The organism is Edaphosphingomonas laterariae (genome assembly GCF_900188165.1).
GTDB classification, from domain to species: Bacteria; Pseudomonadota; Alphaproteobacteria; order Sphingomonadales; family Sphingomonadaceae; genus Sphingomonas_E; species Sphingomonas_E laterariae.
Window position 1 is genome coordinate 417,519 of sequence record NZ_FZOS01000001.1, and the last position, 26,854, is coordinate 444,372.

At 66.4% G+C, this 26,854-nt stretch carries 28 protein-coding genes; 13 read left to right on the plus strand and 15 right to left on the minus strand.

The window, feature by feature from the left end:
• Positions 1-15: 15 nt before the first annotated feature.
• Entirely contained in the window at positions 16-552 is a 537-nt protein-coding gene (locus CHB74_RS01880; RefSeq protein WP_245842534.1) for a hypothetical protein, read from the plus strand.
• Positions 553-590: 38 nt separating this feature from the next.
• On the opposite strand, the gene CHB74_RS01885 is transcribed toward CHB74_RS01880, so the two are convergent.
• Together CHB74_RS01885 and CHB74_RS22590 are read right to left on the minus strand one after the other, a co-directional pair.
• On the minus strand, positions 591-782 hold the full coding sequence (locus CHB74_RS01885) for a PspC domain-containing protein (protein WP_089218004.1): 192 nt from the start codon (positions 780-782) through the stop codon (positions 591-593).
• A gap of 28 nt (positions 783-810) precedes the next feature.
• Positions 811-945 carry a hypothetical protein gene (locus tag CHB74_RS22590; RefSeq protein ID WP_281253514.1) on the minus strand — a complete coding sequence of 45 codons (135 nt, stop codon included), beginning with the start codon at positions 943-945 and terminating at the stop codon, positions 811-813.
• Positions 946-1,237: 292 nt separating this feature from the next.
• Between CHB74_RS22590 and CHB74_RS01890 the strand changes: the two genes are divergently transcribed.
• A complete protein-coding gene (locus CHB74_RS01890) occupies positions 1,238-2,437 on the plus strand; it encodes a glycosyltransferase family 4 protein (RefSeq protein ID WP_089217883.1) in 1,200 nt (399 codons plus the stop codon).
• Between the two features lie 133 nt (positions 2,438-2,570).
• Positions 2,571-2,870, plus strand: a complete 300-nt coding sequence (locus tag CHB74_RS01895; protein ID WP_089217884.1) for a glycine zipper 2TM domain-containing protein — start codon at positions 2,571-2,573, stop codon at positions 2,868-2,870.
• 87 nt (positions 2,871-2,957) lie between these two features.
• Here the strand turns inward: CHB74_RS01895 and CHB74_RS01900 are convergent, their stop codons facing one another.
• Positions 2,958-3,431 (minus strand): nuclear transport factor 2 family protein, encoded by a 474-nt coding sequence (locus CHB74_RS01900; protein ID WP_425442227.1) that lies wholly within the window; start codon positions 3,429-3,431, stop codon positions 2,958-2,960.
• Between the two features lie 98 nt (positions 3,432-3,529).
• Here CHB74_RS01900 and CHB74_RS01905 point away from each other — a divergent pair, with 98 nt between their 5' ends.
• On the plus strand, positions 3,530-4,471 hold the full coding sequence (locus CHB74_RS01905; protein ID WP_089218006.1) for a haloalkane dehalogenase: 942 nt from the start codon (positions 3,530-3,532) through the stop codon (positions 4,469-4,471).
• Here CHB74_RS01905 and CHB74_RS01910 read toward each other — a convergent pair whose 3' ends face one another.
• Positions 4,472-5,158: a Crp/Fnr family transcriptional regulator gene (locus tag CHB74_RS01910; RefSeq protein WP_089217885.1), complete on the minus strand. Its 687-nt coding sequence runs from the start codon at positions 5,156-5,158 to the stop codon at positions 4,472-4,474.
• A 239-nt stretch (positions 5,159-5,397) separates the two neighbouring features.
• Between CHB74_RS01910 and CHB74_RS01915 the strand changes: the two genes are divergently transcribed.
• Both CHB74_RS01915 and CHB74_RS01920 read left to right on the plus strand, forming a co-directional pair.
• A complete protein-coding gene (locus CHB74_RS01915; RefSeq protein WP_089217886.1) occupies positions 5,398-7,722 on the plus strand; it encodes a putative bifunctional diguanylate cyclase/phosphodiesterase in 2,325 nt (774 codons plus the stop codon).
• 75 nt (positions 7,723-7,797) lie between these two features.
• Positions 7,798-8,670 carry an aldose 1-epimerase family protein gene (locus CHB74_RS01920; RefSeq protein ID WP_089217887.1) on the plus strand — a complete coding sequence of 291 codons (873 nt, stop codon included), beginning with the start codon at positions 7,798-7,800 and terminating at the stop codon, positions 8,668-8,670.
• On the opposite strand, the gene CHB74_RS01925 is transcribed toward CHB74_RS01920, so the two are convergent.
• From CHB74_RS01925 to CHB74_RS01935, 3 genes are all read right to left on the minus strand, one after another.
• The gene (locus CHB74_RS01925) at positions 8,660-9,931 is read right to left on the minus strand and encodes an MFS transporter (protein WP_089217888.1); all 1,272 of its coding nucleotides are present in this window, start codon (positions 9,929-9,931) and stop codon (positions 8,660-8,662) included. The two genes, CHB74_RS01920 and CHB74_RS01925, sit on opposite strands and share 11 nt — an antisense overlap.
• 58 nt (positions 9,932-9,989) lie before the next feature.
• Positions 9,990-10,616, minus strand: a complete 627-nt coding sequence (locus CHB74_RS01930; RefSeq protein ID WP_089217889.1) for a LysE family translocator — start codon at positions 10,614-10,616, stop codon at positions 9,990-9,992.
• 69 nt (positions 10,617-10,685) lie between these two features.
• On the minus strand, positions 10,686-11,558 hold the full coding sequence (locus tag CHB74_RS01935) for a LysR family transcriptional regulator (protein ID WP_089218007.1): 873 nt from the start codon (positions 11,556-11,558) through the stop codon (positions 10,686-10,688).
• 137 nt (positions 11,559-11,695) lie between these two features.
• On the opposite strand from CHB74_RS01935, the gene CHB74_RS01940 reads away from it, so the two are divergent.
• From CHB74_RS01940 to mmsB, 6 genes are all read left to right on the plus strand, one after another.
• Entirely contained in the window at positions 11,696-13,192 is a 1,497-nt protein-coding gene (locus CHB74_RS01940) for a CoA-acylating methylmalonate-semialdehyde dehydrogenase (RefSeq protein ID WP_089218008.1), read from the plus strand.
• 7 nt (positions 13,193-13,199) lie between these two features.
• On the plus strand, positions 13,200-13,937 hold the full coding sequence (locus CHB74_RS01945) for an alpha/beta fold hydrolase (RefSeq protein ID WP_089217890.1): 738 nt from the start codon (positions 13,200-13,202) through the stop codon (positions 13,935-13,937).
• Positions 13,934-15,076, plus strand: coding sequence for an acyl-CoA dehydrogenase family protein (locus CHB74_RS01950; RefSeq protein WP_089217891.1), 1,143 nt, complete (start codon positions 13,934-13,936; stop codon positions 15,074-15,076). The genes CHB74_RS01945 and CHB74_RS01950 overlap by 4 nt, the downstream gene beginning before the upstream one ends.
• Positions 15,077-15,181: 105 nt before the next feature.
• The gene (locus CHB74_RS01955; RefSeq protein ID WP_089217892.1) at positions 15,182-16,231 is read left to right on the plus strand and encodes an enoyl-CoA hydratase/isomerase family protein; all 1,050 of its coding nucleotides are present in this window, start codon (positions 15,182-15,184) and stop codon (positions 16,229-16,231) included.
• Between the two features lie 87 nt (positions 16,232-16,318).
• A complete protein-coding gene (locus CHB74_RS01960; protein ID WP_089217893.1) occupies positions 16,319-17,095 on the plus strand; it encodes an enoyl-CoA hydratase-related protein in 777 nt (258 codons plus the stop codon).
• 18 nt (positions 17,096-17,113) lie between these two features.
• Entirely contained in the window at positions 17,114-18,001 is an 888-nt protein-coding gene (gene mmsB, locus CHB74_RS01965) for a 3-hydroxyisobutyrate dehydrogenase (RefSeq protein ID WP_089217894.1), read from the plus strand.
• Positions 18,002-18,014: 13 nt separating this feature from the next.
• Here mmsB and CHB74_RS01970 read toward each other — a convergent pair whose 3' ends face one another.
• The 6 genes from CHB74_RS01970 to CHB74_RS01995 form a co-directional block, all read right to left on the minus strand.
• The gene (locus CHB74_RS01970) at positions 18,015-18,548 is read right to left on the minus strand and encodes a CAP domain-containing protein (protein ID WP_089217895.1); all 534 of its coding nucleotides are present in this window, start codon (positions 18,546-18,548) and stop codon (positions 18,015-18,017) included.
• Positions 18,549-18,694: 146 nt separating this feature from the next.
• A complete protein-coding gene (locus CHB74_RS01975) occupies positions 18,695-19,912 on the minus strand; it encodes a hypothetical protein (protein WP_089217896.1) in 1,218 nt (405 codons plus the stop codon).
• Between the two features lie 158 nt (positions 19,913-20,070).
• Entirely contained in the window at positions 20,071-21,201 is a 1,131-nt protein-coding gene (locus CHB74_RS01980; RefSeq protein ID WP_089217897.1) for an oxidoreductase, read from the minus strand.
• Positions 21,198-21,461, minus strand: a complete 264-nt coding sequence (locus CHB74_RS01985) for a hypothetical protein (RefSeq protein ID WP_089217898.1) — start codon at positions 21,459-21,461, stop codon at positions 21,198-21,200. Before CHB74_RS01985 ends, CHB74_RS01980 begins: the two co-directional genes overlap by 4 nt.
• 172 nt (positions 21,462-21,633) lie before the next feature.
• On the minus strand, positions 21,634-22,506 hold the full coding sequence (locus tag CHB74_RS01990) for a Coq4 family protein (RefSeq protein ID WP_089217899.1): 873 nt from the start codon (positions 22,504-22,506) through the stop codon (positions 21,634-21,636).
• 14 nt (positions 22,507-22,520) lie between these two features.
• Positions 22,521-24,263, minus strand: a complete 1,743-nt coding sequence (locus CHB74_RS01995; RefSeq protein WP_089218009.1) for an N-acyl-D-amino-acid deacylase family protein — start codon at positions 24,261-24,263, stop codon at positions 22,521-22,523.
• A 120-nt stretch (positions 24,264-24,383) separates the two neighbouring features.
• On the opposite strand from CHB74_RS01995, the gene CHB74_RS02000 reads away from it, so the two are divergent.
• Positions 24,384-25,184 carry a helix-turn-helix domain-containing protein gene (locus CHB74_RS02000; protein WP_089217900.1) on the plus strand — a complete coding sequence of 267 codons (801 nt, stop codon included), beginning with the start codon at positions 24,384-24,386 and terminating at the stop codon, positions 25,182-25,184.
• A gap of 29 nt (positions 25,185-25,213) precedes the next feature.
• Here CHB74_RS02000 and CHB74_RS02005 read toward each other — a convergent pair whose 3' ends face one another.
• Together CHB74_RS02005 and CHB74_RS02010 are read right to left on the minus strand one after the other, a co-directional pair.
• Entirely contained in the window at positions 25,214-25,543 is a 330-nt protein-coding gene (locus CHB74_RS02005) for a hypothetical protein (RefSeq protein WP_089217901.1), read from the minus strand.
• A 47-nt stretch (positions 25,544-25,590) separates the two neighbouring features.
• Positions 25,591-26,805 carry a TCR/Tet family MFS transporter gene (locus CHB74_RS02010; RefSeq protein ID WP_089217902.1) on the minus strand — a complete coding sequence of 405 codons (1,215 nt, stop codon included), beginning with the start codon at positions 26,803-26,805 and terminating at the stop codon, positions 25,591-25,593.
• Between the last annotated feature and the right edge of the window lie 49 nt (positions 26,806-26,854).

Sequence of the window (26,854 nt, forward strand, 5' to 3'; positions counted from 1 at the left end):
CCGGTTAACCTGTTGATGTTACAGCGCGGCTCCATGTTGTTCGCCGCCCTGCCCGCCGTGCTGCCCGTCGTTCTGGCGCCCACGCTGATCGCGGCGGCCGCGCCCGTTTCGGATTTCGCGCGCAAGGAGGGCTTTGCCGTCCAGCAGATCATCACCGCCGATGCCGCGCAATTGCTGCGCGACTGGCAGGCGCCGGATCGCGCCACGCAGTCGCCTACGATCGAACGCATCGGGCGCGAACAGGTGGTGGACAGTTTCATCGTGTTCACCGGCTGCAAGGGCGATGCGATCCATCGCTGCAACGTCACGGTGGATTTCACGCTGATCGGCCCGGCGGGGCAGATCTTCGCCGAGCACAGCAATGCCGTGGTGGCCGTGGGCAAGGCACCGCCGGGCGGCGGGGCGCTGCAACTGTCGGAAGAATCGCTCGGCATCTTCATCGAGCCGGATGATCCCGCCGGCGATTATGTGGTGCGCGCTGTCGTCACCGATCATGTCGCCGGGATCATATTGTCCACCGAAAGAAAGCTGACCGTGGTGGAAGCCCCCTGAGGGGCGGGCGCCGCCCGCCGGGGCGGCAGGCCGTAGGCTTACGGCCTGTCGCTGGCGAGCCAGCCGGTGAGCAGGTAGAGAAGCAGCATCGGCGCACCGAACACGCAGAGCGTGAGGAGCAGCGCACCGATGCGGACCAGCAATACATCCACCCCGGTATAGTTGGCGAAGCCGGAGCAGACGCCCATCAGCTTGGCATTGCGCTTGTCGAGATAATAACGGCTTGTCATCATGGGTCCCTTCAATCCGAGGGCGGGATCAGTAACGCTGCGCGGAGATCGGCGCGGCCTTGACCGGGGCGACGGCAGCGGTGACGCAGGCCGCGCTGAGCATCAGGGCACCAACCAGCGAAACCGCAACGCGCTGGGCCTGGCTTTTTTCGAACTTGAACATCGTCTTACTCCCTTGGTGGTTCCGGCCGGTCGATCCGTCCGGGCTATGCCAACAAGGATTGCAGGGACCGTGCCAATTGCCGAAAACCGGCAAATTGGCGGCAATTTTCCTGTTTTGGCCGAAACTGCACCGAACGGGCCGCCGATAGTTGGTGAAAATCACCAAATTGCGGCATTCACCCTGTCCGCAGGCGGACAGCATCGTCCGATTTCGGACAGATGGCGCCTCCCCTTTGCCGCGCTGCATCATCGCTGTTATGGAACCCGCGCCTTGCCGCGACGATGGAGCCGGAATGACGCTCGCTTATCTGATGAACACCTATCCGGTGACGAGCGGCACCTTCATCCGGCGGGAGATAGCGGCGATCGAACAGGCGGGAACGCCGGTCACGCGTTTCGCCGTTCGCCGGTGGAACGACACGCTGGTCGATCCGCTCGATCTGGCCGAGCAGGACAAGACCCGATATCTGCTGAGCGGCAATGCGCCGGGGCTGCTGATCGCCTTTCTGGCGGAGCTGCTGACCCGCCCCCACAAGCTGGCCCGAGCGCTGCCGACATGGCTGGGGCTGATCCGCGCCGCCAAGGGCCGGATCATCCATCATATCGCCTATCTGATGCAGGCCGCGGCGCTGCGCCGTGAAACGGCGAAGGCCGGCATCACCCATGTCCATTGCCATTTCTGCACCAATGCCACCGCCGTCGCCATGCTGAGCCGGCTGATGGGCGGCCCCGCCTACAGCTTCACCGTGCATGGGCCGGACGAGCTGATCGACCTGCCCGGCATCGGCATCCGCCCCAAGATCGAGAATGCGGCGGCGGTGATCGCCATCACCCGATATTGCCGGGGCCGGCTGACCGAACATGTCGGCGAAGCGCATTGGGGCCGTATCCACATCGTCCATTGCGGCCTGAAGCTGGACGATTTCCCCGATGCCGCCGGCGATCCGCAGGGATCGACTTTGGTGTGCGTGGGCCGGCTGTGCCCGCAAAAGGGCCAGGTGCACATTCCCGCCGCCGTGGCCGAAGTGCGCGGCCGCTTTCCCGACCTGCGCGTGCTGCTGATCGGCGATGGCGAAAGCCGCGCGGCCGTGGAAGCAGAGGTGGCGAAGCATGGCGTGGGCGACATCGTGACGCTGGCCGGCTGGCGATCCAATGCCGAGGTGCGCGCAGCGATCGGCACCGGCCGCGCGCTGCTGCTGCCAAGCTATGCCGAAGGGCTGCCGATCGTGATCATGGAAGCCTTTGCCATGCGTCGCCCGGCGCTGACGACGACGATTGCCGGCATCCCAGAACTGGTCGACGCATCCTGCGGCTGGCTGATCGCGCCGGGCGACCATGACGCGCTGGTCGCCGCGATCAGCGACGCGATGGCCGCCAGCCCTGAACGGATGGCCGCAATGGGCGCCGAAGGCCGCACACGGGTGGAGGCCCGGCACGACCTTGCCAAGATCGCGCCGCAACTGCTTGCCGCCTTCCAAATCACGCAAAATTAACCATTCACCGCAGCCGCCGCACAGGCCGTCGCCGTCAGCCCATCGCTTTGCGATCGTTGCCGTCCGCTCAGGTGGACGCCGCCAGAAGGGGCGGGTCCCGAGGGACGCCAAGATAAAGCAAAGGGTAGATTTTATGCGGAAAATGATGCTCGCGCTGGGCGCTGCGTCGCTCGCCATTCCCGCCGCCATGGTGCTGCCGACCGATCAGGTCGAAGCCCGGCGCCACCACCATTATCAGGGCAAGCATCGCGATTATCGCCGGTCGCATTGCCGCAAGTCGAGCGGAACGACCGGGCTGATCGTCGGCGGCGCCGGCGGCGCGTTGCTCGGCCGCGCGGTCGATACCCGTGGCGATCGCACCACCGGCACCGTGGTCGGCGCAGCCGCCGGCGCGCTGCTCGGCAAGGAAATCGACAGCAAGCGCCGCTGCTAAAGCATTTTCCAAGCAGTTGGGATCAACTGCTGACCCGGAAATCGCTCTAAACGGATGGAGGCCGGCGCCGGCCTCCACCTTTCAGCGTCAGGCCGGCGGGGCCAGCTCCGCCGGCGAATTGTGGAACCAGCTTTTCTGTTCGTAGCGTTCGGCGATGCGCCAGCCCTTGGCCGTCCGCACCAGCTTGTCGCGGTACCAGAGGCCGACGAAGAACACCTTGTCGTTGCCCGGCACCTCGCTGCCATCCGGATACATGATCATCGGGTTGAACAGGATGGTGCGCGTCGTCGCGCTGTCGCCGTCGATCTTATATTCGGTCGTCGCCACCATGTGCTGGAAGCCCTTGAACCGCTCCATCGCGGTGCCGAGCCACGCCTTGATCTCGCGATAGGTGCCGCGCGATCCGCCGACTTCCGAATAATCGATGATCGCATCCTCGGTGAACACATCGTCCAGCCCATCCCAGTTGCGATCGTCGATCGCGAAGGAATAGCGGGCGAACAGGTCCTGTATCTCCAGGCGGTCGGAAATCTCCTGCTGGCTGAGCATCGGCATCCTCATTCTTGTCGTTTCCGTGGCATGGCATAGCCCCTCAGCGATGGCGCGGCCATGGCAGAGGATGAGGCCGGGGCGACCCGCCGACGGAAATGGAGACAGAGATGCTGATCCGCCCCGGCGTGGCGCGCACGCCCGACGACCGCTTCGCCGGCCTGCCCGACTTTCCCTTCACGCCCCATTATCTGGAGATGGCGGACGCCCGGCTCGGCCCGCTGCGGATGCATTATCTGGACGAAGGCCCGCGCGACGCGCCGGTGATCCTGATGCTGCACGGCGAACCGAGCTGGTGTTTCCTGTATCGCAAGATGATCGGCCCGCTGGTCGCGGCGGGATATCGCGTGGTGGCGCCGGACCATATCGGCTTCGGCCGATCGGATAAGCCGACCGAACGGGCAAGCTACAGCTATGCCCGGCTGGTCGACTGGATGGCGAATTTCGTTCACGCGCTCGACCTCGACCGCATCACCCTGGTCTGCCAGGATTGGGGTGGGCCGATCGGCCTTCGCGTGCTCGCCACCATGCCCGAACGCTTTGCCGGCGTGGCGGTGGCCAACACCTTGCTGCCAACCTGCGAGCCGCCGCCGCGCGGCGTGGACGGCTGGCCCGGCCCGATCATCGAGGCATGGGCCGAAACCTGCCGCACCAGCGACGACCTGCCGGTGAGCGAGATTATCGCGGCGGTCTGCGTCCAGCGGCCCGAGCCGGCGGTGCTGGCGGCCTATGACGCGCCCTTCCCCGATGCGGCGCACAAGGCGGGGGCATTGCAGATCACCTGCTGCATCCCGCTTGACGAAAGCTATCCGGGCGTGGCCGAAAACCGGGCCGCGTGGGACGTGCTCGAAACCTTCGACCGGCCATTCCTGACGCTGTTCAGCGATTCCGATCCGTCGACGATCGCGTGGGAAGCGGTGTTTCAGACCCGCGTGCCCGGCGCCGCCGGCCAGCCCCACAGTCGAATCGCGGGCGCCGGCCACTTCCTTCAGGAAGAACAGGGCGCGGCGATGGCAGCGAAACTGGTGGCGTGGCTGGGGCCGGCCGGCTGATCAATCGCCCGCTTCGGCGATCTGCGCGAGATAGGCGTCATCGACGATACGGACGCGGCCATTGGCCAGTTCGATCACCCCGGCTTCGGCCCAGGATGCCAGCTGGCGATTGATATTTTCCCGGCTCATCCCGACGAAATTGCCCAGCTCGCTCTGGCTGAGATCGCCGGCGAGTCGGTGGCCGTCGGCCTTGTTGTCGGTCAGCCGCTTGAGGAAACGGGCAAGGCGCGGCCCGGCGGCGAAGGCCCGATCGGTTTCGATCGTGGCATCGGTATCGCGCAGCCGCCGCGCCATATCGCGCAACATGCGCAGCGCCACCTTGGGATGGTTTTCGACGAGCCGTTCGAACGCGGCACGGCCGATGCGGAGATAGCGCCCGGCATAGCGCGCGGTGGCCGACGCGGTGCGCGGCAACCCGTCGAGCAGCGCGATTTCGCCGAGCACGGCGCCGCGTTCGGCATAATCGAGCACGATTTCCTGGCCGTTGGGCGCGATCATGCTGACCCGCGCGATGCCCGCCAGAATCACCACGGCGGAATCACCTTCATCGCCCTGGCGAAGAATCGTCTCGCCGGCCTTCATATTGTGCACGGAGGATGCCGACAAAAGATCGGTCAATTCGCTGTCGCTGCACGCCGCCAGCACCGAATGCGGCGGCAGCATCGCAGCGATTTCCTGTGCGTTCATGGCTTCGCCTTCTTTCCGGGCCCCGGCGGACGAAGCATGAAGCGCTGCCGCGCCAACCCCTAAGCTACTCGGGCGGCGTGGCGAATCGGCTTCTATGTCATCCCCCCGCGCGGGGCAGTGATCGCCGTCACACCATAGCGCCAAGCGCCCGATCGCAAGATGACAAATCGTCACGGCGATTAACGAACGGCAAAGCATGTCGGCATAAGCTGCGCGCAGATTGGCCCGATGGGTGAACGATGCGCCACGTTTTGTTGAAAGTTCCGTCCTTCGACCTCGCCGATTCCGGCAGCGAAGCGACATCGCGAAACCGCTTCGTGGTCGACACGGAGCCGAACGACCCTCGCATCGAGGCGCTGTGGCGGATCGCGCCGTGGATGGCGGGCCTGAGCGTGACCTGCGCGCTCGTCGTGCTGTGGGGGTTGAGCGGCCGGGTGCCGTTGCTCGCGCTCGGCACCTGGGCGGGGCTGATCATCGCCGCGAATTTCGTGATCGTCCGCGCGCGACGCCGCGCCGCAAGCTTCGGTTCGGACGAACTGCTGCGATCATCCTACTGGACGGTGTTCGAGGCCGCGATCCATGCCGGCCTGTGGTCCGCTTTGCCGCTGTTCGCCTTTTCCGGCCAGCCTGCAGCGGTGCAGATGATGCTGGCGGGCGCGATGGCGACGATGATGGCAGGCGCCTTCCTGCTCGCACTCGTCCCGCTGGCCGCCGCCGTATGGGTGCTGGTGCTGGCCACCGCGATGCTGTGGGGGCTGCATGGCGCGGACGATCTGCCCGTCGGCATCGCGATGGTGCTGGTGACGGGCTATATCGCCGTCGTGCTGACCGGCTGCATCACCATCGAACGGCTGCTGACCCGTTTCATGGATACGGCCGAGAAGGAAAGTGAGCGCCGCGAATCGATCGCCCTGCTGCTCAAGGAATATGAAGATCAGGGCGCCGGCTGGCTGTGGCAGATCGATGCCGCCAACCAGCTGACCTATGTGTCGCCGCGCATTTCCAGCCTGCTCGGCCGGTCGACAGCGCAGCTGATCGGCCAGTCGCTGCCGGTGGTGCTGGGCTGCGATGCCCGGCTGGGCGGCGCACTGGTGGCCCGCCAGGCCTTTTCCGGCCTGCAGATGGATGTCGAGACGCCCGGCGGCACGCGATCGATCGCGGTGGCGGGCAGCCCGATCATCGCCCCCGACGGCAGCTTCCACGGTTTCCGCGGCGTCGGCAGCGACATTACCGAGATTCGCCGCAGCCAGGACCGGCTGAGCCACATGGCACGGATCGACGTGCTGACCGGGCTGCCCAACCGCCAGCATATGCACGAACTGTTCGCCGAAGGCGTGGCGCGCGCCAAGGCGACCAACCAGCCCTGCGCGCTGATGTTCCTCGATCTCGACGGGTTCAAGCCGGTCAACGACAGCTTCGGCCATTCGCTGGGCGACGAGGTGCTGCGCGCCATGGCGCAGCGTCTGGCCGCCGAAGTGGGCGCGCGCGGCCGCATCGGCCGGGTGGGCGGCGACGAATTCGCACTGCTGCTCACCGACGGCCAGAGCCGGCAATCGGTGGAAGAACTGGGCGTCAAGCTGATCAAGGCCGTGGCCGAGCCGCTGGCGCTGCCATCGGCCGAGATTCGCATCGGCCTGTCCATCGGTTCGGCGATCGCGCCGATCGACGGTGACGCGGTGGACGATCTGCTGCTCAAGGCCGATCTGGCGCTCTACGAAGCAAAGTCGCGCGGGCGCGGCACCTTCGTCCATTTCGAACCCCAGCTGCAGCAGGATGCCGACGATCGCGTGCGGCTGGAACATGATCTGCGTCAGGCGCTGAAGCGCAACGAGTTCGAGGTCCATTATCAGCCGGTGGTATCGGCGACGACGCAGGCGGTGATGGGGTTCGAGGCGCTGCTGCGCTGGCGCCACCCCGAACGCGGCCTGATTTCACCGGCCGTGTTCATCCCGATCGCCGAGGATACCGGCCTGATCGCGGACATTGGCGAATGGACGCTGCGCCAGGCGTGCAAGCACGCATCGCAATGGCCGCAGCACGTGCATGTCGCGGTGAACGTCAGCCCGCGCCAGCTGATCCTGCCGGCGCTGCCCAATGCGGTGAGCGATGCGCTGGCCGCCGCCCGGTTGCAGCCGTCGCGGCTGGAGCTGGAGGTGACGGAAAGCGTGTTCCTGAGCGACACGGACGGATCGCTGGACGTGCTGCGCCGCGTCCGTTCGATCGGCGTCGGCATCGCGCTCGACGATTTCGGGACCGGCTATTCCTCGCTCGGCTATCTCAACAAGACGATCTTCCACGCGCTGAAGATTGATGGCAGCTTCGTGCGCGACGCCGCCAAGCGCAGCGAAACCGTTTCGATCATCCACGCGATCGTGGCGCTGGCCAACAGCTTCCGCATGTCGATCACGGCCGAGGGCGTGGAGACGGTGGCGGATTTCGAGCGGATGCGCGAACTGGGCTGCCACCGCATCCAGGGCTATCTGTTCGGCCGGCCGGTGCCGTTCGAAGAGACGCTGGCGCTGGTTGGGCAGCGCTTCGAATATGGCGACCGGGCTGCCGGCTGAGCTAACGGCGGTCGGCCTCACCAAACCGGCTATTGCGGGATTGACCGCGGCGGCCCGCGATGGGATGCGATCGCCATGCCCGACAATCCCGTCACCATCGCCGGCGACGGCCTGACCGCGACGATCAGCCCGGACGGCGCCGAACTGCAATCGCTGGTCGATCCCGATGGCCGCGAACTGATGTGGGACGGCGATCCCGCTTACTGGTCCGGCCGTGCCCCGATCCTCTTTCCCATCGTCGGCACGTTGAACGGCGACGCCGCCCGCATCGACGGCCACGTCCACCACATGCCGCGCCACGGCTTTGCCCGCCGCAGGCGGTTCGCCGTGGTCGAGCGGCAGCGTGCTTCGGCATGCTTCCGGCTGGAGGATGATGCTGAAACGCGCGCGGCCTATCCCTTCGCCTTCCAGCTCGATCTGGCCTTCGCGATCGCCGATGCGACGCTGAGCATGACGGCCATTGTGCGCAATCCGGGCGATCGGCCGCTGCCGGCGAGCTTCGGTTTCCACCCCGCGCTGCGCTGGCCGATCCCCGGCGCCGGCGCGCGTGCGGACCATGTGGTGCGGTTCGCAGCCGAAGAGGCGACGCCGGTGCGGCGCGTGGACGCCGACGGACTGGTCAGCCCGATCCCCCACCCGTCCCCCGTCGATGGGCACACGCTGGCGCTGCGCGACGCGCTGTTCGATGATGACGCCCTGATCTTCGATCGCATCACCAGCCGGTCGCTGGTTTATGGCGTGCCCGGCGGCCGGATGATCGAGATCGGCTTTCCCGATATGCCGGCGCTGGGGCTGTGGACCAAGCCAGGCGCCGGCTTCCTGTGCATCGAGCCATGGCAGGGCCATGCCGACCCCGCCGGCTTCGACGGTGCCTTCCATGACAAGCCGGGTATGATCGCGATCGCGCCGGGCGGCGAGCATCGCTTCACGATGACGATCAGGCCGTAGCTTCGGCCGGCCCTGCCCGCGCGTCGCGCGCGATGGCGAGCGCGCCAAATGCCGCAAGCACGCCGATGCTGCCCGCGATCATGAAGGCCGATGTGTAGGTGCCGGTGGCATCGCGCAGCAGCCCCGCGCCCAATGCTGCCGTCGCCGCGCCGATCTGGTGCCCGGCGGCCACCCAGCCGAACACGATCGGGGCGTCGCGATCACCGAAATGCTGGCCGGCGAGCTTCACCGTCGGCGGCACGGTGGCGATCCAGTCCAGCCCGTAGAACACGGCGAACACCGAAAGCGCGACGATATCGAATCCGGTGAAGGGCAAGGCGATCAGCGAAAGGCCGCGCACGCCATAATAGACGAACAGCAATTTGCGCGGATCGTAGCGATCGGTGAGCCAGCCGCTCGCCGTGGTGCCGATCAGATCGAAGATGCCCATCACCGCAAGCAGCCCCGCCGCCTGCACCGCGCCCATGCCGTTATCGCCGCAATAAGCGATAAGGTGCGTGCCGACGAGGCCGTTGGTGGTGAGCCCGCAGACGAAGAAGGTGCCGAACAGCAGCCAGAAGACCGGTGTGCGCGCCGCGCGGCCGAGCACGCGAAAGGCCAGCGCCACGCTTTCGCGCGGATGCGCGCGCGGCTCCGGCGGACGGGGATGCGCCGCGCCATAAGGAAGCAGGCCGGCATCGGCCGGGCGTTCGGGCAATAGCAGCGCCACCAGCGGGATCAGCAATGCGGAGACGATCGCGACCGACATCGCCACCGGCCGCCAGCCACCCTGTTCGGACAGCCAGGCGAGCACGGGCAGGAACAGCAGCGATCCGGTGGCCGTGCTGGCGCTGAAAATGCCCATGACGAGGCCACGATGCGTATCGAACCAGCGGCCCGCCACCGTTGCGCCGAGCACCAGCGCCACCGCACCCGAACCGAGGCCGGACAACAGCCCCCAGGTCAGCACATAATGCCAGGGTTCGGCCATGAAGAGGCTGAGGCCGGTGGACGCCGCCATCAGCGCGAGCCCGCCCATCAGGGTTTTGCGAATGCCCAGCGTTTGCATGAGCGCAGCCGCAAACGGGCCGACCATGCCGTAGAGGAAGATGCCGAAGGCGGCGGCGGCGGACACCGTGGCCCGATCCCAGCCGAAGGCCGCCTGCAGCGGCGTCATCATCACACCGGGCGCCGAACGTAGCCCCGCCGCCGCGAGCAGCGACAGGAAGGTGATGGCCACCACCACCCAGGCATAGTTCCGGCCGAAGCGACGCGCGTTCATGGCCGTGGATTATCCCAGCACGCGGCGGCGCAGAACCATCCTTGTGTATGACCGCCGATCAGGGGCGGCTGCCGAGAAGCGCCAGCCCGAAACCGATGAAGATGCCGCCGGTCAGCCGGTTGAAGGCGCGGCCGAGGCCCGGCCGAACGAGGAAGCGCGACAGCTTCTGCCCGCCAAGCCCATAGACCGCGTACCAGAACATCTCGGCGGCGGCGAAGGTGGCGACAAGGATCGCGAACTGCGGCGCCTGCGGTTCGGCCCGGTTGATGAACTGCGGCAGGAAGGCCGCGATGAAGATCAGCGCCTTGGGATTGCTAATGCTGATCAGGAAGCCGCCACGGAACATCTGCAGTGGCGAGAGCGCGGCAGTCAGCACGTCGCGGCCGACATCGATCGGCGCCTCGCGCTCGCGCCAGGCCTTGATGCCCAGCCAGATCAGGTAGGCGACGCCGGCATAACGCAGCACATCGAACAGACGCGGCGACGCGATCAGCAGCGCGGCCAGCCCCGTGGCGGATGCGACGAGCAAGGCCAGCAGCCCGGCAAGGCAGCCGAGCATCGCGATCAGGCTGCGCCGCAGTCCGAAACGCACGCTGCGCGTCATCACATGAAGCATGTTGGGGCCAGGCGTGCCGCAGAGCAGGAACACCGCCACGAAGAACAGCCACCATGTGTGAAGCGTCATCGGCCGTCTTTTCCTTGCTGCGCGGGCATTCCCATAAATCGCGCGGCGACGCGCGGCAATGGAGCGCGCTTAGCCCAGCGCGGCGACGCAGCCTTTCAGCCACGCGGCCACGGCCTCGATCCGGGCGAGGCGGCGGACGTCGCTATGGGTGACGAGCCAGAAGCTGCGGCGGATGCCGGTGGCGGGCAGCACCGGCGCCAGCGCGGGATCGCGATCGGCGATGAAGGCGGGCAGCACGCCGATGCCGGCGCCAGCCGCGACCATGCGGTGTTGGACGTTGATGCTGGTCGATCGCAGCCGGGCTTCGAGCCCGCTGCCGATTTCGCCGAGATAATCGAGTTCGGGCGCGTAGATGAATTCGGGCACATAGCCGATCAGGCTGTGCCGCCGCAGATCATCGACCGAGGTGGGTGCAGAGTGATCGGCGAGATAGGCGCGCGCTGCATAGAGCCCCAGGCGGTAATCGCCGAGCTTCGCCGCGACCAGCCGGCCGGTGCGCGGGCGGGCGAGCATCACCGCCATGTCCGCCTCGCGCTTCGACGGATTGAGGAAGCCCGATGCGGTGACGAGATCGATGCGGATATCGGGATGGACGCGGTGGAAGGCCGGCAGCGACGGTGCCAGCACCCAGCTGGCAAAGCCTTCCGCCACGCTGAGCCGCACCTGACCCGACAGGCTGCGCGCATCGCCCGCCGCCTCCCCCATCGCGGCCAGCGCCGCGCTTTCGATGGTTTCGGCATGGGCGAACAGCGCCTCGCCGCGCGGGGTGAGCTGGCGTTCGCCGCCCACCGTTTCGAACAGTGGCGCCCCCAGGCCGGTGGCAAGGCGCGTGATCCGGCGGCCGATCGTCGTCGCGTCTACGCCGAGCGTGCGCGCGGCCGGTGCCAGCTTGCGCGCCCGCGCGACGGCGAGGAAGATGCGCAGATCATCCCAATCGAACATCCTGCCTCCCAGTCGCCTGCCCTTGCCCGTCTGCCTGCAAAATTGCAGCATGCCTCTGCACTCTTGCGCCCTTGCGTGCAATTCCCCGATGGTGAAGGGAAGCAGGCGAAAATCCGAATCCGAGAGGAATGCCCACCATGCGCATCGTCGAGAATTTCATCGCGGGCGCGTCCGCCGCCGGTGGCAGCCGGCAGAGCGACGTGTTCGATCCCAATTCGGGCCAGGTGCAGGCGAAGGTGGCGCTGGGCGGCGCGGCCGAACTGCAAAAGGCCGTGGATGCGGCCAAGGCCGCGCAACCGGCATGGGCCGCGACCAACCCGCAGCGCCGCGCGCGGGTGATGTTCAATTTCAAGGCGCTCGTCGAACAGCATATGGACGAACTCGCCCACATGCTGTCGTCCGAACATGGCAAGGTGATCGCCGACGCCAAGGGCGATATCCAGCGCGGGCTGGAAGTGATCGAATTCTGCTGCGGCATCCCGCACGTGCTGAAGGGCGAATATACGCAAGGCGCCGGCCCGGGCATCGACGTCTATTCGATGCGCCAGCCGCTGGGCATCGGCGCGGGCATCACCCCGTTCAACTTCCCCGGCATGATCCCGATGTGGATGTTCGGCGTGGCGATCGCGGTGGGCAATGCCTTCATCCTCAAGCCTTCCGAACGCGATCCGTCGGTGCCCGTGCGGCTGGCCGAACTGATGAAGGAAGCGGGCCTGCCCGATGGCATCCTGAACGTGGTGCAGGGCGACAAGGAAATGGTCGACGCGATCCTCGATCATCCCGACATTTCCGCCGTCAGCTTCGTCGGCTCGTCGGACATCGCGCATTACGTCTACAGCCGGGGCGTCGCCGCCGGTAAGCGCGTGCAGGCGATGGGCGGCGCCAAGAATCACGGCATCGTCATGCCCGATGCCGATCTCGATCAGGTGGTCAACGATCTCGCCGGTGCGGCCTTCGGTTCGGCGGGCGAACGCTGCATGGCGCTGCCGGTCGTCGTGCCGGTGGGCGAAGACACGGCCGAGCGCCTGAAGGCCAAGCTGATCCCGGCGATCGAAGGGCTGCGCGTCGGCGTTTCGACCGATGCGGACGCGCATTACGGCCCCGTCGTCACCGCCGCGCACAAGGCGAAGATCGAAAACTATATCCAGATGGGCGTCGACGAAGGCGCCGAACTGGTGGTCGACGGCCGCGGTTTCACGCTGCAGGGCCATGAAAACGGCTTCTTCGTCGGGCCGACCCTGTTCGACCATGTGAAGACCGGCATGCGCACCTATCAGGAGGAAATCTTCGGTCCCGTCCTCCAGATCGTGCGCGCCGCGGATTTCGAGGAGGCGCTCGCCCTGCCGTCGAAGCACCAGTACGGCAACGGCGTCGCCATCTTCACCCGCAACGGCCACGCCGCGCGCGAATTCGCTGCGCGGGTGAATGTCGGCATGGTGGGCATCAACGTGCCGATCCCGGTGCCGGTGGCCTATCACACCTTCGGCGGGTGGAAGCGTTCGGCGTTCGGCGACACCAACCAGCACGGCATGGAAGGCGTGAAGTTCTGGACCAAGGTGAAGACCGTCACCGCCCGCTGGCCCGACGGTTCGGCCGACGGCGGCAACGCGTTCGTCATCCCGACCATGGGGTGAACCGCCCATGGCGACCTTCCTGCTCGTCCATGGCGCATTTCATGGAAGCTGGTGCTGGGAACGGGTGATCCCCGAGCTGGAAGCGCTTGGGCATCGGGTGATCGCCCCCGATCTTCCCGGCGTCGGGAGCGACCTCGAAACGCTGGCCGGGCAGGATCTCGGCCAGTGGGGCGATTTCGTCGCCAAGCTGGCACGGGGCGCGGATGAGCCCGTCATCCTGGTCGGCCATAGCCGGGGCGGGCTGGTGATAGGCGAGGCCGCCGAACGCGCACCCGAAGCGATCGCCAGTCTGGTCTATCTGACGGCGATGCTGGTGCCCGGAGGGGAGACGATGATGTCGGTGTCGCTTGCCTCGGGCGAGCCGATGACCTCGCTCGTGATTACGCCGAGTGCGGATGGCCGGCTGTGCCACGCCGACCCGACCTCGATCGCTGATCTGCTCTACAACATGACCGCCGACGCCGATACGGCCCGCGCACTGGCCCGGCTGGTGCCCGAGCCGGCGGCCGTGTTCGCCGCCACGTCGACGGCCACGCCCGAACGCCATGGCCGTATCCCCCGTGTCTATATCGAATGCACGGAGGATCGCGTCCTCACCCCGGCCATCCAACGGGCGATGCGCAAGGCACTGCCCTGCGATACGGTGTTCAGCCTCAACAGCGACCATTCACCCTTTTATTCGGCATTGCCGCCCCTGATCGACGCGCTGAACGCGGTCGCCACATCCAGCAGGCCCCTATCATGACCCAGTTCGACCTCACCGAAGACCAGCGCGCCATTCAGGAGATGGCGCAGAAATTCACGGCCGACGCGATCACGCCGTTCGCCGCGAAGTGGGATGAGGAGCATCATTTCCCGCGCGATGTGGTGAAGGCCGCGGCCGAGCTCGGCTTCGGCGCGATCTATGTGTCGGAGGAAGCGGGCGGCATCGGGCTTGGCCGGCTGGAAGCGGCGCTGATCATGGAGGCGATGGCCTATGGCTGCCCTTCCACCTCCGCCTTCATCTCGATCCACAATATGGGCGCGTGGATGATCGACCGTTTCGGGTCGGACGCGCTCAAGGCCAAATATCTCCCCAGCCTCGTCACGTGCGACCAGATTGCGAGCTATTGCCTGACCGAGCCGGGATCGGGCTCCGACGCCGCCGCGCTCAAGACCAAGGCAGTGAAGGACGGCGACAATTATGTCGTGACCGGATCGAAGGCATTCATCTCCGGCGGTGGCGAGAACGACCTCTATGTCACCATGGTCCGCACCGGCGAGGATGGGCCGAAGGGCATCAGCTGCCTCGTCATCGAGAAAGACATGCCCGGCGTCAGCTTCGGCGCGCAGGAAAAGAAGCTCGGCTGGCGATCGCAGCCGACCGCGCAGGTGAATTTCGACGGCGTGCGCGTGCCGGTGGAAAATCTGGTCGGCAAGGAAGGCGAAGGCTTCAAGATCGCCATGTCCGGCCTTGACGGTGGGCGGCTGAACATCGGCGCCTGTTCGCTGGGCGGCGCGCAACGCTGCCTGGACGAGGCGCTGCGTTACACGGGCGAGCGCCGCCAGTTCGGCCAGCGCATCCTGGATTTCCAGAATACCCAGTTCATGCTGGCCGACATGGAGACCGAGCTGCAGGCCGCGCGCGTGCTGCTTTACGCGGCGGCAGCGAAGGTGACGGAAGGCGCGCCCGACCGCACCAAATTCGCCGCGATGGCCAAACGGCTCGCCACCGATACCGGATCGAGCGTGGTCGATCGCGCGCTCCAGCTGCATGGCGGCTATGGCTATCTGCAGGATTATCCGGTCGAGCGTTTCTTCCGCGATCTGCGCGTCCACCGCATATTGGAAGGCACGAACGAGATCATGCGCGTTATCATCGCGCGCGAGATGATGCGGCAGTAAGGGCACATCATCGGGTTCGGGCCTGTCGGGAACCCCCGCGCGTCTTGTCGACGGCGGTTTCCGACTTCGCTGGAACCTTCGCGCGAGGCAGACGGAAGGAAGGTGATGACGGACGAGGTTCTTTTTTCGGTCGAGGGTGCCACGGCCCGCATCCGGCTGAACCGCCCCAAGGCGATCCACGCGCTGAACAAGGCGATGTGCGACGCGATGATCGAACGGCTGATCGCGTGGCGCGCCGATCCGGCGATCCGCCTCGTCATGATCGACCATGCCGAAGGCCGCGGTTTCTGCGCCGGCGGCGACATCCGCATGATCGCTGAAAGCGGCGCGAAGGATGGCGTGGATGCACGCGCCTTCTTCCACAGCGAATATCGCCTGAACCACCTGCTGTTCACTTATGCCAAGCCGGTGATCGCGTTCATGGATGGCATCACCATGGGCGGCGGCGTCGGTATTTCGCAGCCCGCCCGCTATCGCGTCGCGACCGACCGGACCACTTATGCCATGCCCGAAAGCGGCATCGGCCTGTTCCCCGATGTCGGGGGCGGCTGGTATCTGTCGCGCCTGCCCGGCCGCACGGGCCAGTTCCTTGCGCTCACCGGCGCGCGGCTGGATGGCGCCGAATGCGTGGCGCTGGGCCTCGCCAGCCATTATGTTCCGGCCGAAAAGCTGGACGCGCTGAAGGTGGCGCTCGCCGCCGATCCGGCCAATGTGGAAGCGACCCTGGCGGCCGCCGCCGAAACGCCGCCGCCAGCGCGGATCGAAGGCAATCGCGAGACGATCGACCGGCTGTTCGCCGCCGACACGCTGGAAGGCGTGATCGCCGCGCTGCAGGCCGATGGCGGAGAATGGGCGCAAAAGGAACTGGCGACGCTGGCCACCAAATCGCCGACGACGTGCAAGGTTTCGCTGCGCCTGCTGGCGCAGGGCCGCGATCATGTCGACTTCGCTGACGAGATGCGCGTCGAATATGGCGTGGCCGCCCATGTGTGCCAGCGCCACGATTTCATCGAGGGCGTGCGTGCGCTGATCATCGACAAGGACAATCAGCCGAAATGGGATCCGGCAACCCCGGAAGGCGTGAGCGACCATGTGATCGATCAGATCTTCGCGCCGCTGCCCGCCGATGAACAATGGACACCGGTGCAATTTTAACGTCATCCCCGGCGACCGCCGGAAACCCCTTCGGCAAGGGATGCCAGCCTCCGCCGGCATGACGATCTTTTTTGGAGAAGCAGTACGATGGCCACTTACGAAACCCTGCTTGTCGAAACCCAGGGCGCGGTGACGCTGATCCGGCTCAACCGGCCGCAGGCGCTGAACGCGCTCAACACGCAGGTGCTGGCCGATCTGATCGCCGCCTTCGCCGCTTATGACGCCGATCCAACCCAGCGTTGCGCCGTGCTGACCGGCAGCGAGAAGGCGTTCGCGGCAGGCGCCGACATCAAGGAAATGCAGCCCAAGAGCTTCGCCGAGATGTACGCTGAAAACTTCTTCGCCGGCTTCGAGAAGGTGACGGCAACGCGCAAGCCGTGGATCGCGGCGGTGGCCGGCTTCGCGCTGGGCGGCGGCTGCGAACTTGCGATGATGGCGGATTTCATCCTGGCCGCCGACACGGCCAAGTTCGGCCAGCCGGAAATCAAGCTGGGCGTCGCGCCGGGCATGGGCGGATCGCAGCGACTGACCCGCGCCGTCGGCAAGGCCAAGGCGATGGAAATGTGCCTGACCGGCCGGATGATGGACGCCGCCGAGGCCGAACGCGCCAGCCTGGTCGCGCGCGTGGTTCCCGCCGCCGAACTGATCGACGAAGCGATGAAATCGGCACAGGCGATCGCGGCGATGCCGCCGCTGGCCGCCATCGCCAACAAGGAAATGGTGAACGCCGCGTTCGAGACCGGGTTGGCGCAGGGCATCCTGTTCGAACGCCGCCTGTTCAACGGCCTGTGCGCCACGCAGGACAAAGCCGAGGGGATGACCGCGTTTGTCGAGAAGCGGCCCGGCAACTGGACCGGCAAATAAGAGGATCAGGAGAGGAACATGGCACGCATCGGTTTCATCGGGCTCGGCAATATGGGCGGCGGGATGGCCGCCAACCTCGCCAAGGCGGGGCATGACGTGCGTGCCTTCGATCTGTCGCAGGATGCGCTGGACCGCGCCAAGGCGGCGGGCTGCCTGCCCGTCACTTCGGCCGGCGAGGCCGCGGCGGAGGCCGAGTTCATCGTCACCATGCTGCCGGCGGGCAAGCATGTCCGCGCGGTTTATGAAGGCGAAGTGTTCGCCGCCGCCCCCGGCACCGCCCTGCTGATCGATTGTTCGACGATCGACGTGGCATCGGCCAAGGCGGTGGGCGCGGCCGCCCAGGCCAAGGGGCTGGCGATGGTCGACGCGCCGGTTTCGGGCGGGATCGCGGCGGCGGCCGGCGGCACGCTGACCTTCATGGTCGGCGGATCGGCCGAACATTTCGCCCGCGCCGAACCGATCCTCGCGGCGATGGGCAAGGCGGTGATCCATGCCGGCGCGCTGGGTTCCGGCCAGGCGGCGAAGATCTGCAACAACATGCTGCTCGGCGCGACGATGGTCGCCACCTGCGAGGCGTTCCTGCTGGCGCAGAAGCTCGGCCTCGACCCGCAGACCTTCTTCGACATTTCATCCAAGGCCAGCGGGCAGAGCTGGTCGATGACCAGCTATTGCCCCCTGCCCGGGGTCGGCCCGCAAACGCCCGCCGACAATGGCTATCAGGGCGGGTTCGCCTCCGGCCTGATGCTCAAGGATCTGAAGCTCGCGATCGAGGCGGCGCAGGGCGCCGATGCCAGCGTGCCGATGGGGGCTGCGGCCGGGGCGCTCTATCAGGCGTTCGTCAATGGCGGCGACGGCGGGCTCGATTTTTCGGGGATCATCAGGCTGCTGGGCGGCGATCAGGGCTGATCGCCCGCGCCGTTCACCGGCCCGGATCGGGCGCCTTGCCGAACCACACCACGGCATAGCGCCCGTCGATCGCGACGCCCATCGCCTGCCAGTTCGATCCGCGAAAGCCGCCCTGTTCGAGGATAACGGCGCGGTGGCCGGGGCTGCCGAGCCAGAGATCGAAGGCCATGTCGGCGTCGATCCCCTCGCTATAGCGCGCCGCGATTTCGAAGCCGCGTTCCTTGTAGCGGCCACGGGTGATTTCCCACGGCTTGTTCCACATATCCACCGCGCGGGCATGATCAGCGGTGTAGCAGACCGGTTTCGCGCCCGACGCGCGCGACCAGCTGTGCATGGTACAGCGCCGCCCCGCCCCATCGGTGCCGGCATCGGGCTCGTGATCCTCAAGATCGCGGGCATGGGCCACGGCGACTTGGGTCAGCGCGCGTGAAAAGGGCACGGGCGGCAGGCCGTGATCCATGCGATATTCATTGACCATCCGGGCGACGCGATCTTCCTCGCTCGCCTGCGACCAGCTTCCGACGCCTGCCAGCAACAGCGCCGTCATCGTTGCAATCACGGAAAATTCCCCCTTCGCGACCCGCAACCGCCGCTAGGGGAGAAAAGCTGAACCGCAGCTTTCAGCCAAGGGGGCCGGCCCTCGGCTCGCCGCAAAGATCATGCGACGAACCGAGGGGCCGAAATATCGGTGCGTCAGAACGGCAGGCCGACATCGCCGAGCTTGCGCAACAGGCTGCCTTTCTTCTTTTTCGCGGGCTTGCCGTCGCCGGCGTCCTCCGCCTCGTCCCCGCCCATCGCCATCGCATTCTCGCCGAGCAGCATCGAGGTAGAGGATTTGTAGCGCAACTTGACGGTCCATGCCGGCTTCCATGTCGCGGGGGCCCCGGCCGGCTTGGGTTCGGCGAGATTGGTTTCATCGCCGAACGCCGCCATCGTCAGGAAAGCGCTTTCCATCGTCCCGGTAACGGCGGCGGGCACGGTGCAGCTCGTCGCGGTGCCGGGCAGCATCGCCTTCTGCCCGACCAGCCGGGTCACTTCCGCCGGCGTCATCCATTGCGGCAAAGCGAAGCCTGCCATCGGGATCGCGCTGGACGTCCAGATCACGGTCGATCCATCCTTGTCCTGCCCCATCACCGCGATGAAATAGCCTTTGGCGCGGGCGACCGACGGCCAGCTCAGCTGGGTCGCGCCGTTGCCGCCGCGCTGCTGGCTCACCTTCAGCGGCGCGAGGAAATCCTGCGCGGCGTTCAGGTTGAAACGGATGTCGGGCGAATAATTGGCCTGGATCAGATGATCGCCAACCAGCGAGCTATCGCCCTTGAGCGTGCGGCTGTTCTTGGCGTTGGGCCATTCGCCATAAGAGGTGAAACGCTGCGCCGTCAGTTCCTGCATCGCGCGCGCATCGACGCCCTTGAGCGCCGCGAACGAGGCCGGCGAACGCGAATCGAGGATGCGCGGCTGGCCGGCCGACACGGGATCGCCGCAGCCCCAATAGAGCTTCAGCCGGGCATGGCCGCCTTCAGTCTGGCTTTCGGTTTCGGGCTTCCAGTCGCGCCGTTCGGGCGTCGCCACCTGCTGATAGTTCAACGGCAGGCTTTTGCCCGCGGCAAGCGCTGGCGGAATGAAATGCTGGCCTTCAGCGGTGCCCGTCGCGCGCTGGCCGGAACCGAGCTGGAGGGCAAGGCTATGCGCGGTGTTCCCGCCTTTCATGCCGCCGCCGAACATCGCGGCCATGCCCATGGCCATGCCGCCGCCGCCCATTCCCGCCATACCGCCAAGTCCGGACTGGGTTTCCGCGCTGATCCAGTAGACCGCTGGCTGTGCCGCCGGGCCGGCCGCCTGGCCCGCCGCCGCCAACCCGATCGCGAGGGCGGCCGTAATGCCGGCCGCAGGGACATAAACCATCTTCATGACAAGGCTCCGCCACTCCGGCGCGCAAGGATGCCGCGCCATCGGCAGCCTCGTGCCACGGGGCCCCGCCGCTCCCGATCCACGTTCGTCGGGCGGGCATCCGGCCGCGACGAAAGCCGGGTGGATGCGACGAAGCCGTCAGCCGGCGCGATGAAGCGTCAGTTAAGCCCGGCGAGCAGCTCGGGCCGATAGGGCTGGAGGTTTTCGTGATGCCCGTCGCGCACCTTGGCCGCCCATGCCGCATCGCCAAGGATGGAACGACCAAGCGCGACAAGATCGAACTCGCCACGCACCAGCCGTTCGCGCACATCGTCGAGATGCGCGGTCGAGGCATCGGCGACGCGGCCGTAAACCCCCTCCTCGCCATATTCGAGCGCGGTTTTGGCGAGGCCGATGCCGCCACCGGCGATCGTCGGCCGGCCGGCCAGCTTCCTGATCCAGCCGGCGAGATTCATCGGGCCGTCATCGGCGAACTCCGCCCGCCAGAAGCGGCGCAGCGAACAATCGAACAGATCGACCCCGGCATCGACGAGCGGGCGGAGCAAGGCTTCCAGCTCCTGCGGCGTTTCCGCCAGCCGCGCGGCATAATCGGTCATCTTGAACTGCGAGAAACGCAGCGCGATCGGGAAATCGGGGCCGACCGCGGCGCGCACCGCCGCGATCACATCGGCGGCGAAACGCGCGCGATCCCGGCCAAAGCCGTCGTCGCGCCGATTGGTGCGCGCCCACAGGAATTGATCGATCAGGAAACCGTGCGCGCCATGCACCTCGACGCCATCGAAACCGAGGCGTTGGGCGTCGATCGCGGCCTGCACAAAGGCGGCGATCACCGTGTCGATTTCGGCCAGCGTCATCGGCTGGCCCTCGATCCGCTCAGGACCGGCCGGCTGGCCAACCTGCGCACCGGGCAGCCAAACCGCCGAAGGACCAATGCCCGGCCAGGGCGGTGCCACGGGCGCAAGCCCCTGCAGGCCGGCATGACCGATCTGCGGCATCATCTGCCCGCCGGCAGCGTGGACCGCATCGATCGCCTGCGCCCAGATGGCGAGCGCGGCATCCCCATGGAAATGGGGTTCATTCTCGTCGAACGCCGCATGGGCATGGCCGATGGCGGTGGCGCCGCTGACGATCAGGCCGACGCCGCCTTCCGCCCGCCGGGCATAATAAGCCGGGTAGCCGGGATCGGGCACGCCGCCCACCGCCTTGCCCTGCCCCATCGGCGCCATGACGATGCGATTGGGCAACGCCAGCGTGCCGATCGTGATGGGCTGGAACAGCGGGTCGCTCATCCGTTCCACTCCGCCCGCCCGGCAAGCGCGGCATAGGCCTCCGCTGCCTGCCGCTCGCGGGCATCCTCGAACGCAGCGGCCGGATCAGGCGCATGGCCAAGCCCATGGAGCAGCGCCCACAAGCCGAAGCGCCGGCCGGAATCACCTTCGGTAGCGAAGGCGACGGTCAGCCGGTCCAGCCCCGCCTCCAGCGCCGCATCGTCCAGCGTCGCAAGGTCGGTCGTACCGAAATAGCCAAAGAGAAGTGCATCGAGATCCATAACGACATGGGTTGCGCGATCGGCCGGCCGAACTCAACCCGTCACATGATCTCCACGGCCGCGCGGCCCAAGCCCGGCCCGATCGACGCGTGTCGCACGCAACTAAAAAAAAAGCCCGCCGCCGTGGTTTACGGCGGCGGGCGAATTTACCCCGAACGATACCCGCTTCAGATCATTCCGCCGCCATCGCGGTCGGCGCGTCGGTGTAGCGCGGGTCCTGGCTGGCGGCCGTCGTCCATTCCCAATAGCCCGCCGGCGGCGCGCCGGTGATGCCATATTCCTCGCGAATGTCCGTCACCTGCCAGTCGAGATGATCGCGCCAGCAGACGATCATCAGCGGCACCTTCCAGTTCTTGCCCTGTGCGGAGCCGATATCCTCGGCCTCGAGCATCTCGGGCATGACCTGCGGGTAATAGAGGCCCATCTTCATCGTCGTCTTGGCCTTGAGATAGGTGCCGACGCGATTGATGAAGGAGGCGAGTTCCGGCCGGAAATAGCGGTAGAGCGCCCGCGCATTGGCGGACAGCAGCGCCACTTCACCGCAGAAATTCGTCTCGAACCCGGTGATCATGTGCTCGATATCGTGCGTGAACACCCGCTCCTTGAGGTAGAAGGTGTAATCGCTGTCGATCTTCATCCCCTGGAAGAAGTGATCGATATTATAACCGCTATTGGCAAGGAAATCGTAGATCACCGAGCCGAGCGTGCCGGGCGCGAACCCCTTCACCTCGTCGACCGTGAAGTCGGACGTGACGCGGCGATCGAGCCAGCGCTTGAATTCGGGCAAGCGCGCCTTCTCTTCCTCGAACAGCCGGATGATCGTCGGCATGTCCTCCATCTCGTGGAGGATCTGCGCGACCTGCGGGATGAACGCGGTGTTGGGCAGATCAGCCCCGTTCCGCCGCAGCATTTCCTGCGCGATCAGCGCGCGCAGGCCGGCATGGTTGAGATAGGACGACGAGCTGATCAGGACCGAGCTTTCGGTCGTGAACTTGCGCATGCCGCCATTGTAATAGTCATGATCCGCCTGGCTGACCTGGGCCATGGTTCATCCTCTCCTTATTCGGCCGCGATCGCGGCGGCATGGGTGTCGTTGGCCGGCGCGAGGAACGCACCCGGAGTCGCACCCGTATATTTCTTGCCGTCGAAGGTCGGTTCGCCGTTGACCAGCGTCAGGCGCATCGGCGCGGCCTGGCGGGTGAAGCGCCAGGTGGTGCCGCCCTTGCCATCAGGCACGTCGAACACCTTTTCCATGTCGCGGCGCTGGATCTCGTCCATGTTGAACACGGCGATGTCCGCCCGCTTGCCGACCTTGATTTCGCCGCGATCGAGAAGACCGAAGAAGTTGGCGAGCTTGCCCGTCATCACATGGACGGCCTGTTCCAGCGTCATCAGCTTTTCGTCGCGGACATATTTGGTGAGCAGCAGGATATTTTCGCCGCCGCCGCACAGCATCTGGCCGTGCGCACCCGCGTCGGAAATATTGCCCACCGTCATCGGATCGATCATCAGGTCGATCGTCAGCTTTTCGTCCTTGGGGAAGGGCGACATATGGACGGTCGACCGCGTGCCGTTCTTGAGGACCCAGTCCGCCATCGCGTCCGAACGGTGCAGGCCGGTCTGGTCCGCATAATCCTTGAGCGTGATGCCCGTCGGCCCCGTGCCATTTTCGGAATCGATCAGGTGCAGATCCTGCGGGTTGTTCATCGGCGAATGCGGCCAGGCCTTGGTGTCCCAGCTTTCGCGGGCGCGGGCGCGCCATTCCGGATCACCCAGCAGGCGGGCCTTTTCGCCATGATCGTCGGCAAGCACGACTTCGTGCCAGGCATAATCGTTCGACTGGGCGAAGATCAGCGACTTGACCAGGCTCAGCGTGCTGGTGGGCGACACATGGGCGATGCCCGGCCACACCTGATAGCCCTTGGCGCGCATGTCGGCGACGCGGGCCTGCATCGGCGGCAGGATATCCTTCTGGAATTCCAGCGTCGGCACGGCACCGGCGATCTGCATGCGAATGCCGCGGCCCTTGGTGAGCCGTTCCAGCCGTTCGAGCGAGGCCGGGCCGGTCTTGCGCATGAAGGTATCGACGATCACCTGATAGGTCGCCGCTGGATAACGCTGCAGCACTTCGAACAGCGCCTCGAACTCGGCATCGTCGGCCACCAGCGTCGGGATCGGGCGGTTCTGGCCGTCATGATCGTGCAGATTGTCCGACAGGCCGAGCGCGCCGGCGGCGAGCGCGTCGTCGAGCAATTCGGCCATCTTGGCGATCTCGTCCGCCGTGGCCGCGCGCTCCCACGCATCGAGGCCCATCACGGCCAGGCGGATGGCGATATGGCCGACGAAGGCGGCGTAATTGGCCGGCACCTTCAGCTTCTTGACCATCGACGCCTTATATTCGGACCACTTGCTCCAATCCCACGGCAGATGTTCGATGAAGGGGCCTTCGGGAATATCCTCGAAGAAGGAGAAGATCTTGATCATCTCCAGCTGCGCCGCCTTTTCGGGATGCAGCGGGGCGGCGGTGAAGCCGCAATTGCCGAGGATGACGGTCGTCGCGCCATAGCCGGGCAGCGGATCGAGATCGGGCTGCCACCACATCGTCGCGTCATAATGGGTGTGGCTTTCGATGAAGCCGGGGGTGACGTGGCAACCTTCGGCGAAATGCACGCGTTCGCCATCGGGCTTCAGATCGGGGCCGATCTCGGTGATCGTGCCGTTGTTGATGCGCACGTCGGCGCGATAGGCCGGCGCACCCGTGCCGTCGACAACGGTACCGCCCTTGATCAGAATATCGGACATTGACCTCTCCATCTGGCCGCCTTGCGAGGCGAGCTTGTCGTTGATGCGGCCGGACACGAACGCCGGCTTGATGATGAGAATATGCTTGAACGGCCGACGCGACAGCTGCATTTGCACGTCATGGATCATCAAACGACCCAGAATGGATCGCACGACGATCCCATTTCGAAAGAGACGGAGGCGATGCTGGCCCGGCTGCGCCGATCACTGCGCGCCGCCGGCTGGACGCAGGCACGACTCGCCGAACGGTTGGGGGTCGGCACGGCGACCGTGAAGCGCTGGCTGCACGGTCGCGGCCTTGCACTCCAAACGCTGGAACGGATGTGCGCGATCGCCGATCTCGCCATCGCCGACCTGATCGACAACAGCCGCGATCCCGACCCCGCGTCCGACCATCTGACGCTGGCGCAGGAAGAGGCGCTGAGCACCGATCCGACGCTATCGACGATCTTCTTCATGATCGTGAACGGCTGGCCGCCGTCGGAGGCGACCACCTCCTTTTCGGTGCCGCCGGAGGAAGTGGAGGCGATCGTCCACCGGCTGGAACGGCTGGCGCTGATCGACCGGCTGTCGGGCGGGCGCTGGCGCGCGCGGCTCAACCCCCGCCATGTGTGGCAGCGCCCGCCGCTGCGCCGCCTGTTCGACCGGCAGTTGAAGCAGCATTTCTACTCGCTCGATTATGGCGATCCCGACACGATGTTCAGCGCCGAGACGATCAAGCTGTCGCCTACGGGGCTGGCCCGCCTGCGCGAGCGGATCGAGACCTTGCGGCAGGATTTCCGGGCGATCGAGGAACAGGACCGACGGAGCGCGGTGCTGCCCGGTGAATGGTATGCGGTGCTGTCGGTCGCGCGGCCGATGAAGCAGGTCGCCGAAATCAACCGCGCGGCGCGCGCGCGCAACCGCAAGCCGGGCGGCTGAAACGACCGTCAGCCCGCAGGGAAAGCAGCCTAGCGCCGGGGGGCGCGCAGCGTTTCGAACGAGACGGTGGCGTCGGCATTCTCGCCCAGCGGAACCGCCGCCGTGCCATAGGCCCCGCGCATGCCGCCGGTGCCGATCATGAAGCCCATTTCGCCATGCACCTGACGCGCACCGCTGATCGGCAGTTCACCGATCGCCGGTTCTACCTTCGCGCCACCGGCGCGGCTGAGCACTTCTTCCTTCTGCTCCGGCGTCAGGCGGATCACCTCGCCCTGCGGCGCATCGGCGGCCTGCGCAAAGGCGCCAGGCGCGCAGAGCAATAGGGTGGATGCGATCAGCGCGGGACGAAGCATGGCCATGGCGGCAGGCTTGCGCCCGCAAGGCTGAAGCACAGGTGAACGCCGGTTCATGCGGCCTCCGCCGCCGCCGCGCGCCGGCTGACCAGCAGCCCGATCAACGCACCCGCCAGCAGCACGGCGCCGGCGACGTAGAAGCTCAGGCCCGGCGCGCGATCGATCGACATTTCATAGACCCAGCCGAAGAAGAGCGGCGACGCGACACCGGCAATGCTCGCCACGCTCATATTCGCGCCCTGCAACTGCCCCTGTTCGTTTTCCGAAACCCGCCGCGTCATCAAGGATTGCAGCGTGGGCATGGCAAGGCCCCACAGGGCATTGGGGAACATCGCGGCGGTGAACAGCCAGCCATTGGGCGCCGCGCCCATGCAGGCAATGCCCACCGCGCCGGCGGCCAGGCCGAACACCATCACCGGCCTGTCCCCCCAGCGTTTCACGGCGGGGCCGACGAGCACCCCCTGCACGATCATGTCGAGCACGCCGACCAGCCCGAGCAGGATGCCGACTTCGAACGCCCCCCAGCCGTAGCGATAGGCCGCGTAAAGCACGAACACCGCCGAAAAGACGTGATGCGCGAAATAGAGCAGGAAATTGACGATCGAGAGGCCCGAAAGCTCGGGATGCGAACGCAACAGCCGCAGCGCGCCGAAGGGATTGGCCCGCCGCCACGCGAACGCCATCCGCTTTTCGGGCGGCAGCGATTCGGGCAGCACGAACAGGCCGTAGAGGAAAGCGAGCGCGGAAAGCGCCGCCGCCGCCCAGAAAGGCACGCGCGGCCCCCATTCGCCAAGCACACCGCCAAGCAGCGGCCCGGCGACGAACCCGGCGCTGAACGCCGCGCCGATCAGGCCATAGCCGCGCGCGCGTTTCTCCGGCTCGGTAATGTCGGCCATATAGGCGTAGATCGTGGTGAAGCTGGACGATGTGATGCCGCCCAATATCCGCCCGACGGCAAGCCACCAGAGATTGGGGGCGAGCGCCATCAGCACCCAATCCGCCGCCAATCCCGCCGTCGACAGCAGGATCACCGGCCGCCGGCCATAGCGATCGGACAGCGAACCGATGATCGGCGAACAGAGGAACTGCATCGCGGCCCACAAGGCGACGAGCACGCCGTTCCAGAAACCGGCAGCGGCGTTGGAGCCGGTGAATTCCTCGATCAGTTGCGGCAGCACGGGAATGACGATGCCCATCGCCATCACGTCCAGAATCGCGGTTACGAAGATGAAGGCGATCGCCGGACGAAAGGACGCACTGGTCAACATCGCCAGACTGTTAGCCGCGTATGAAGGCTAGGTCACGCCATCGGATCGG

Coding starts and splice junctions, on each gene's coding strand:
- CHB74_RS01880 (WP_245842534.1), top strand. CDS start 16: ATGTTACAGCGCGGCTCCATGTTGTTCGCCGCCCTGCCCGCCGTGCTG.
- CHB74_RS01885 (WP_089218004.1), bottom strand. CDS start 782: ATGACAAGCCGTTATTATCTCGACAAGCGCAATGCCAAGCTGATGGGC.
- CHB74_RS22590 (WP_281253514.1), bottom strand. CDS start 945: ATGTTCAAGTTCGAAAAAAGCCAGGCCCAGCGCGTTGCGGTTTCGCTG.
- CHB74_RS01890 (WP_089217883.1), top strand. CDS start 1,238: ATGACGCTCGCTTATCTGATGAACACCTATCCGGTGACGAGCGGCACC.
- CHB74_RS01895 (WP_089217884.1), top strand. CDS start 2,571: ATGCGGAAAATGATGCTCGCGCTGGGCGCTGCGTCGCTCGCCATTCCC.
- CHB74_RS01900 (WP_425442227.1), bottom strand. CDS start 3,431: ATGAGGATGCCGATGCTCAGCCAGCAGGAGATTTCCGACCGCCTGGAG.
- CHB74_RS01905 (WP_089218006.1), top strand. CDS start 3,530: ATGCTGATCCGCCCCGGCGTGGCGCGCACGCCCGACGACCGCTTCGCC.
- CHB74_RS01910 (WP_089217885.1), bottom strand. CDS start 5,158: ATGAACGCACAGGAAATCGCTGCGATGCTGCCGCCGCATTCGGTGCTG.
- CHB74_RS01915 (WP_089217886.1), top strand. CDS start 5,398: ATGCGCCACGTTTTGTTGAAAGTTCCGTCCTTCGACCTCGCCGATTCC.
- CHB74_RS01920 (WP_089217887.1), top strand. CDS start 7,798: ATGCCCGACAATCCCGTCACCATCGCCGGCGACGGCCTGACCGCGACG.
- CHB74_RS01925 (WP_089217888.1), bottom strand. CDS start 9,931: ATGAACGCGCGTCGCTTCGGCCGGAACTATGCCTGGGTGGTGGTGGCC.
- CHB74_RS01930 (WP_089217889.1), bottom strand. CDS start 10,616: ATGACGCTTCACACATGGTGGCTGTTCTTCGTGGCGGTGTTCCTGCTC.
- CHB74_RS01935 (WP_089218007.1), bottom strand. CDS start 11,558: ATGTTCGATTGGGATGATCTGCGCATCTTCCTCGCCGTCGCGCGGGCG.
- CHB74_RS01940 (WP_089218008.1), top strand. CDS start 11,696: ATGCGCATCGTCGAGAATTTCATCGCGGGCGCGTCCGCCGCCGGTGGC.
- CHB74_RS01945 (WP_089217890.1), top strand. CDS start 13,200: ATGGCGACCTTCCTGCTCGTCCATGGCGCATTTCATGGAAGCTGGTGC.
- CHB74_RS01950 (WP_089217891.1), top strand. CDS start 13,934: ATGACCCAGTTCGACCTCACCGAAGACCAGCGCGCCATTCAGGAGATG.
- CHB74_RS01955 (WP_089217892.1), top strand. CDS start 15,182: ATGACGGACGAGGTTCTTTTTTCGGTCGAGGGTGCCACGGCCCGCATC.
- CHB74_RS01960 (WP_089217893.1), top strand. CDS start 16,319: ATGGCCACTTACGAAACCCTGCTTGTCGAAACCCAGGGCGCGGTGACG.
- mmsB (WP_089217894.1), top strand. CDS start 17,114: ATGGCACGCATCGGTTTCATCGGGCTCGGCAATATGGGCGGCGGGATG.
- CHB74_RS01970 (WP_089217895.1), bottom strand. CDS start 18,548: ATGACGGCGCTGTTGCTGGCAGGCGTCGGAAGCTGGTCGCAGGCGAGC.
- CHB74_RS01975 (WP_089217896.1), bottom strand. CDS start 19,912: ATGAAGATGGTTTATGTCCCTGCGGCCGGCATTACGGCCGCCCTCGCG.
- CHB74_RS01980 (WP_089217897.1), bottom strand. CDS start 21,201: ATGAGCGACCCGCTGTTCCAGCCCATCACGATCGGCACGCTGGCGTTG.
- CHB74_RS01985 (WP_089217898.1), bottom strand. CDS start 21,461: ATGGATCTCGATGCACTTCTCTTTGGCTATTTCGGTACGACCGACCTT.
- CHB74_RS01990 (WP_089217899.1), bottom strand. CDS start 22,506: ATGGCCCAGGTCAGCCAGGCGGATCATGACTATTACAATGGCGGCATG.
- CHB74_RS01995 (WP_089218009.1), bottom strand. CDS start 24,263: ATGTCCGATATTCTGATCAAGGGCGGTACCGTTGTCGACGGCACGGGT.
- CHB74_RS02000 (WP_089217900.1), top strand. CDS start 24,384: ATGGATCATCAAACGACCCAGAATGGATCGCACGACGATCCCATTTCG.
- CHB74_RS02005 (WP_089217901.1), bottom strand. CDS start 25,543: ATGGCCATGCTTCGTCCCGCGCTGATCGCATCCACCCTATTGCTCTGC.
- CHB74_RS02010 (WP_089217902.1), bottom strand. CDS start 26,805: ATGTTGACCAGTGCGTCCTTTCGTCCGGCGATCGCCTTCATCTTCGTA.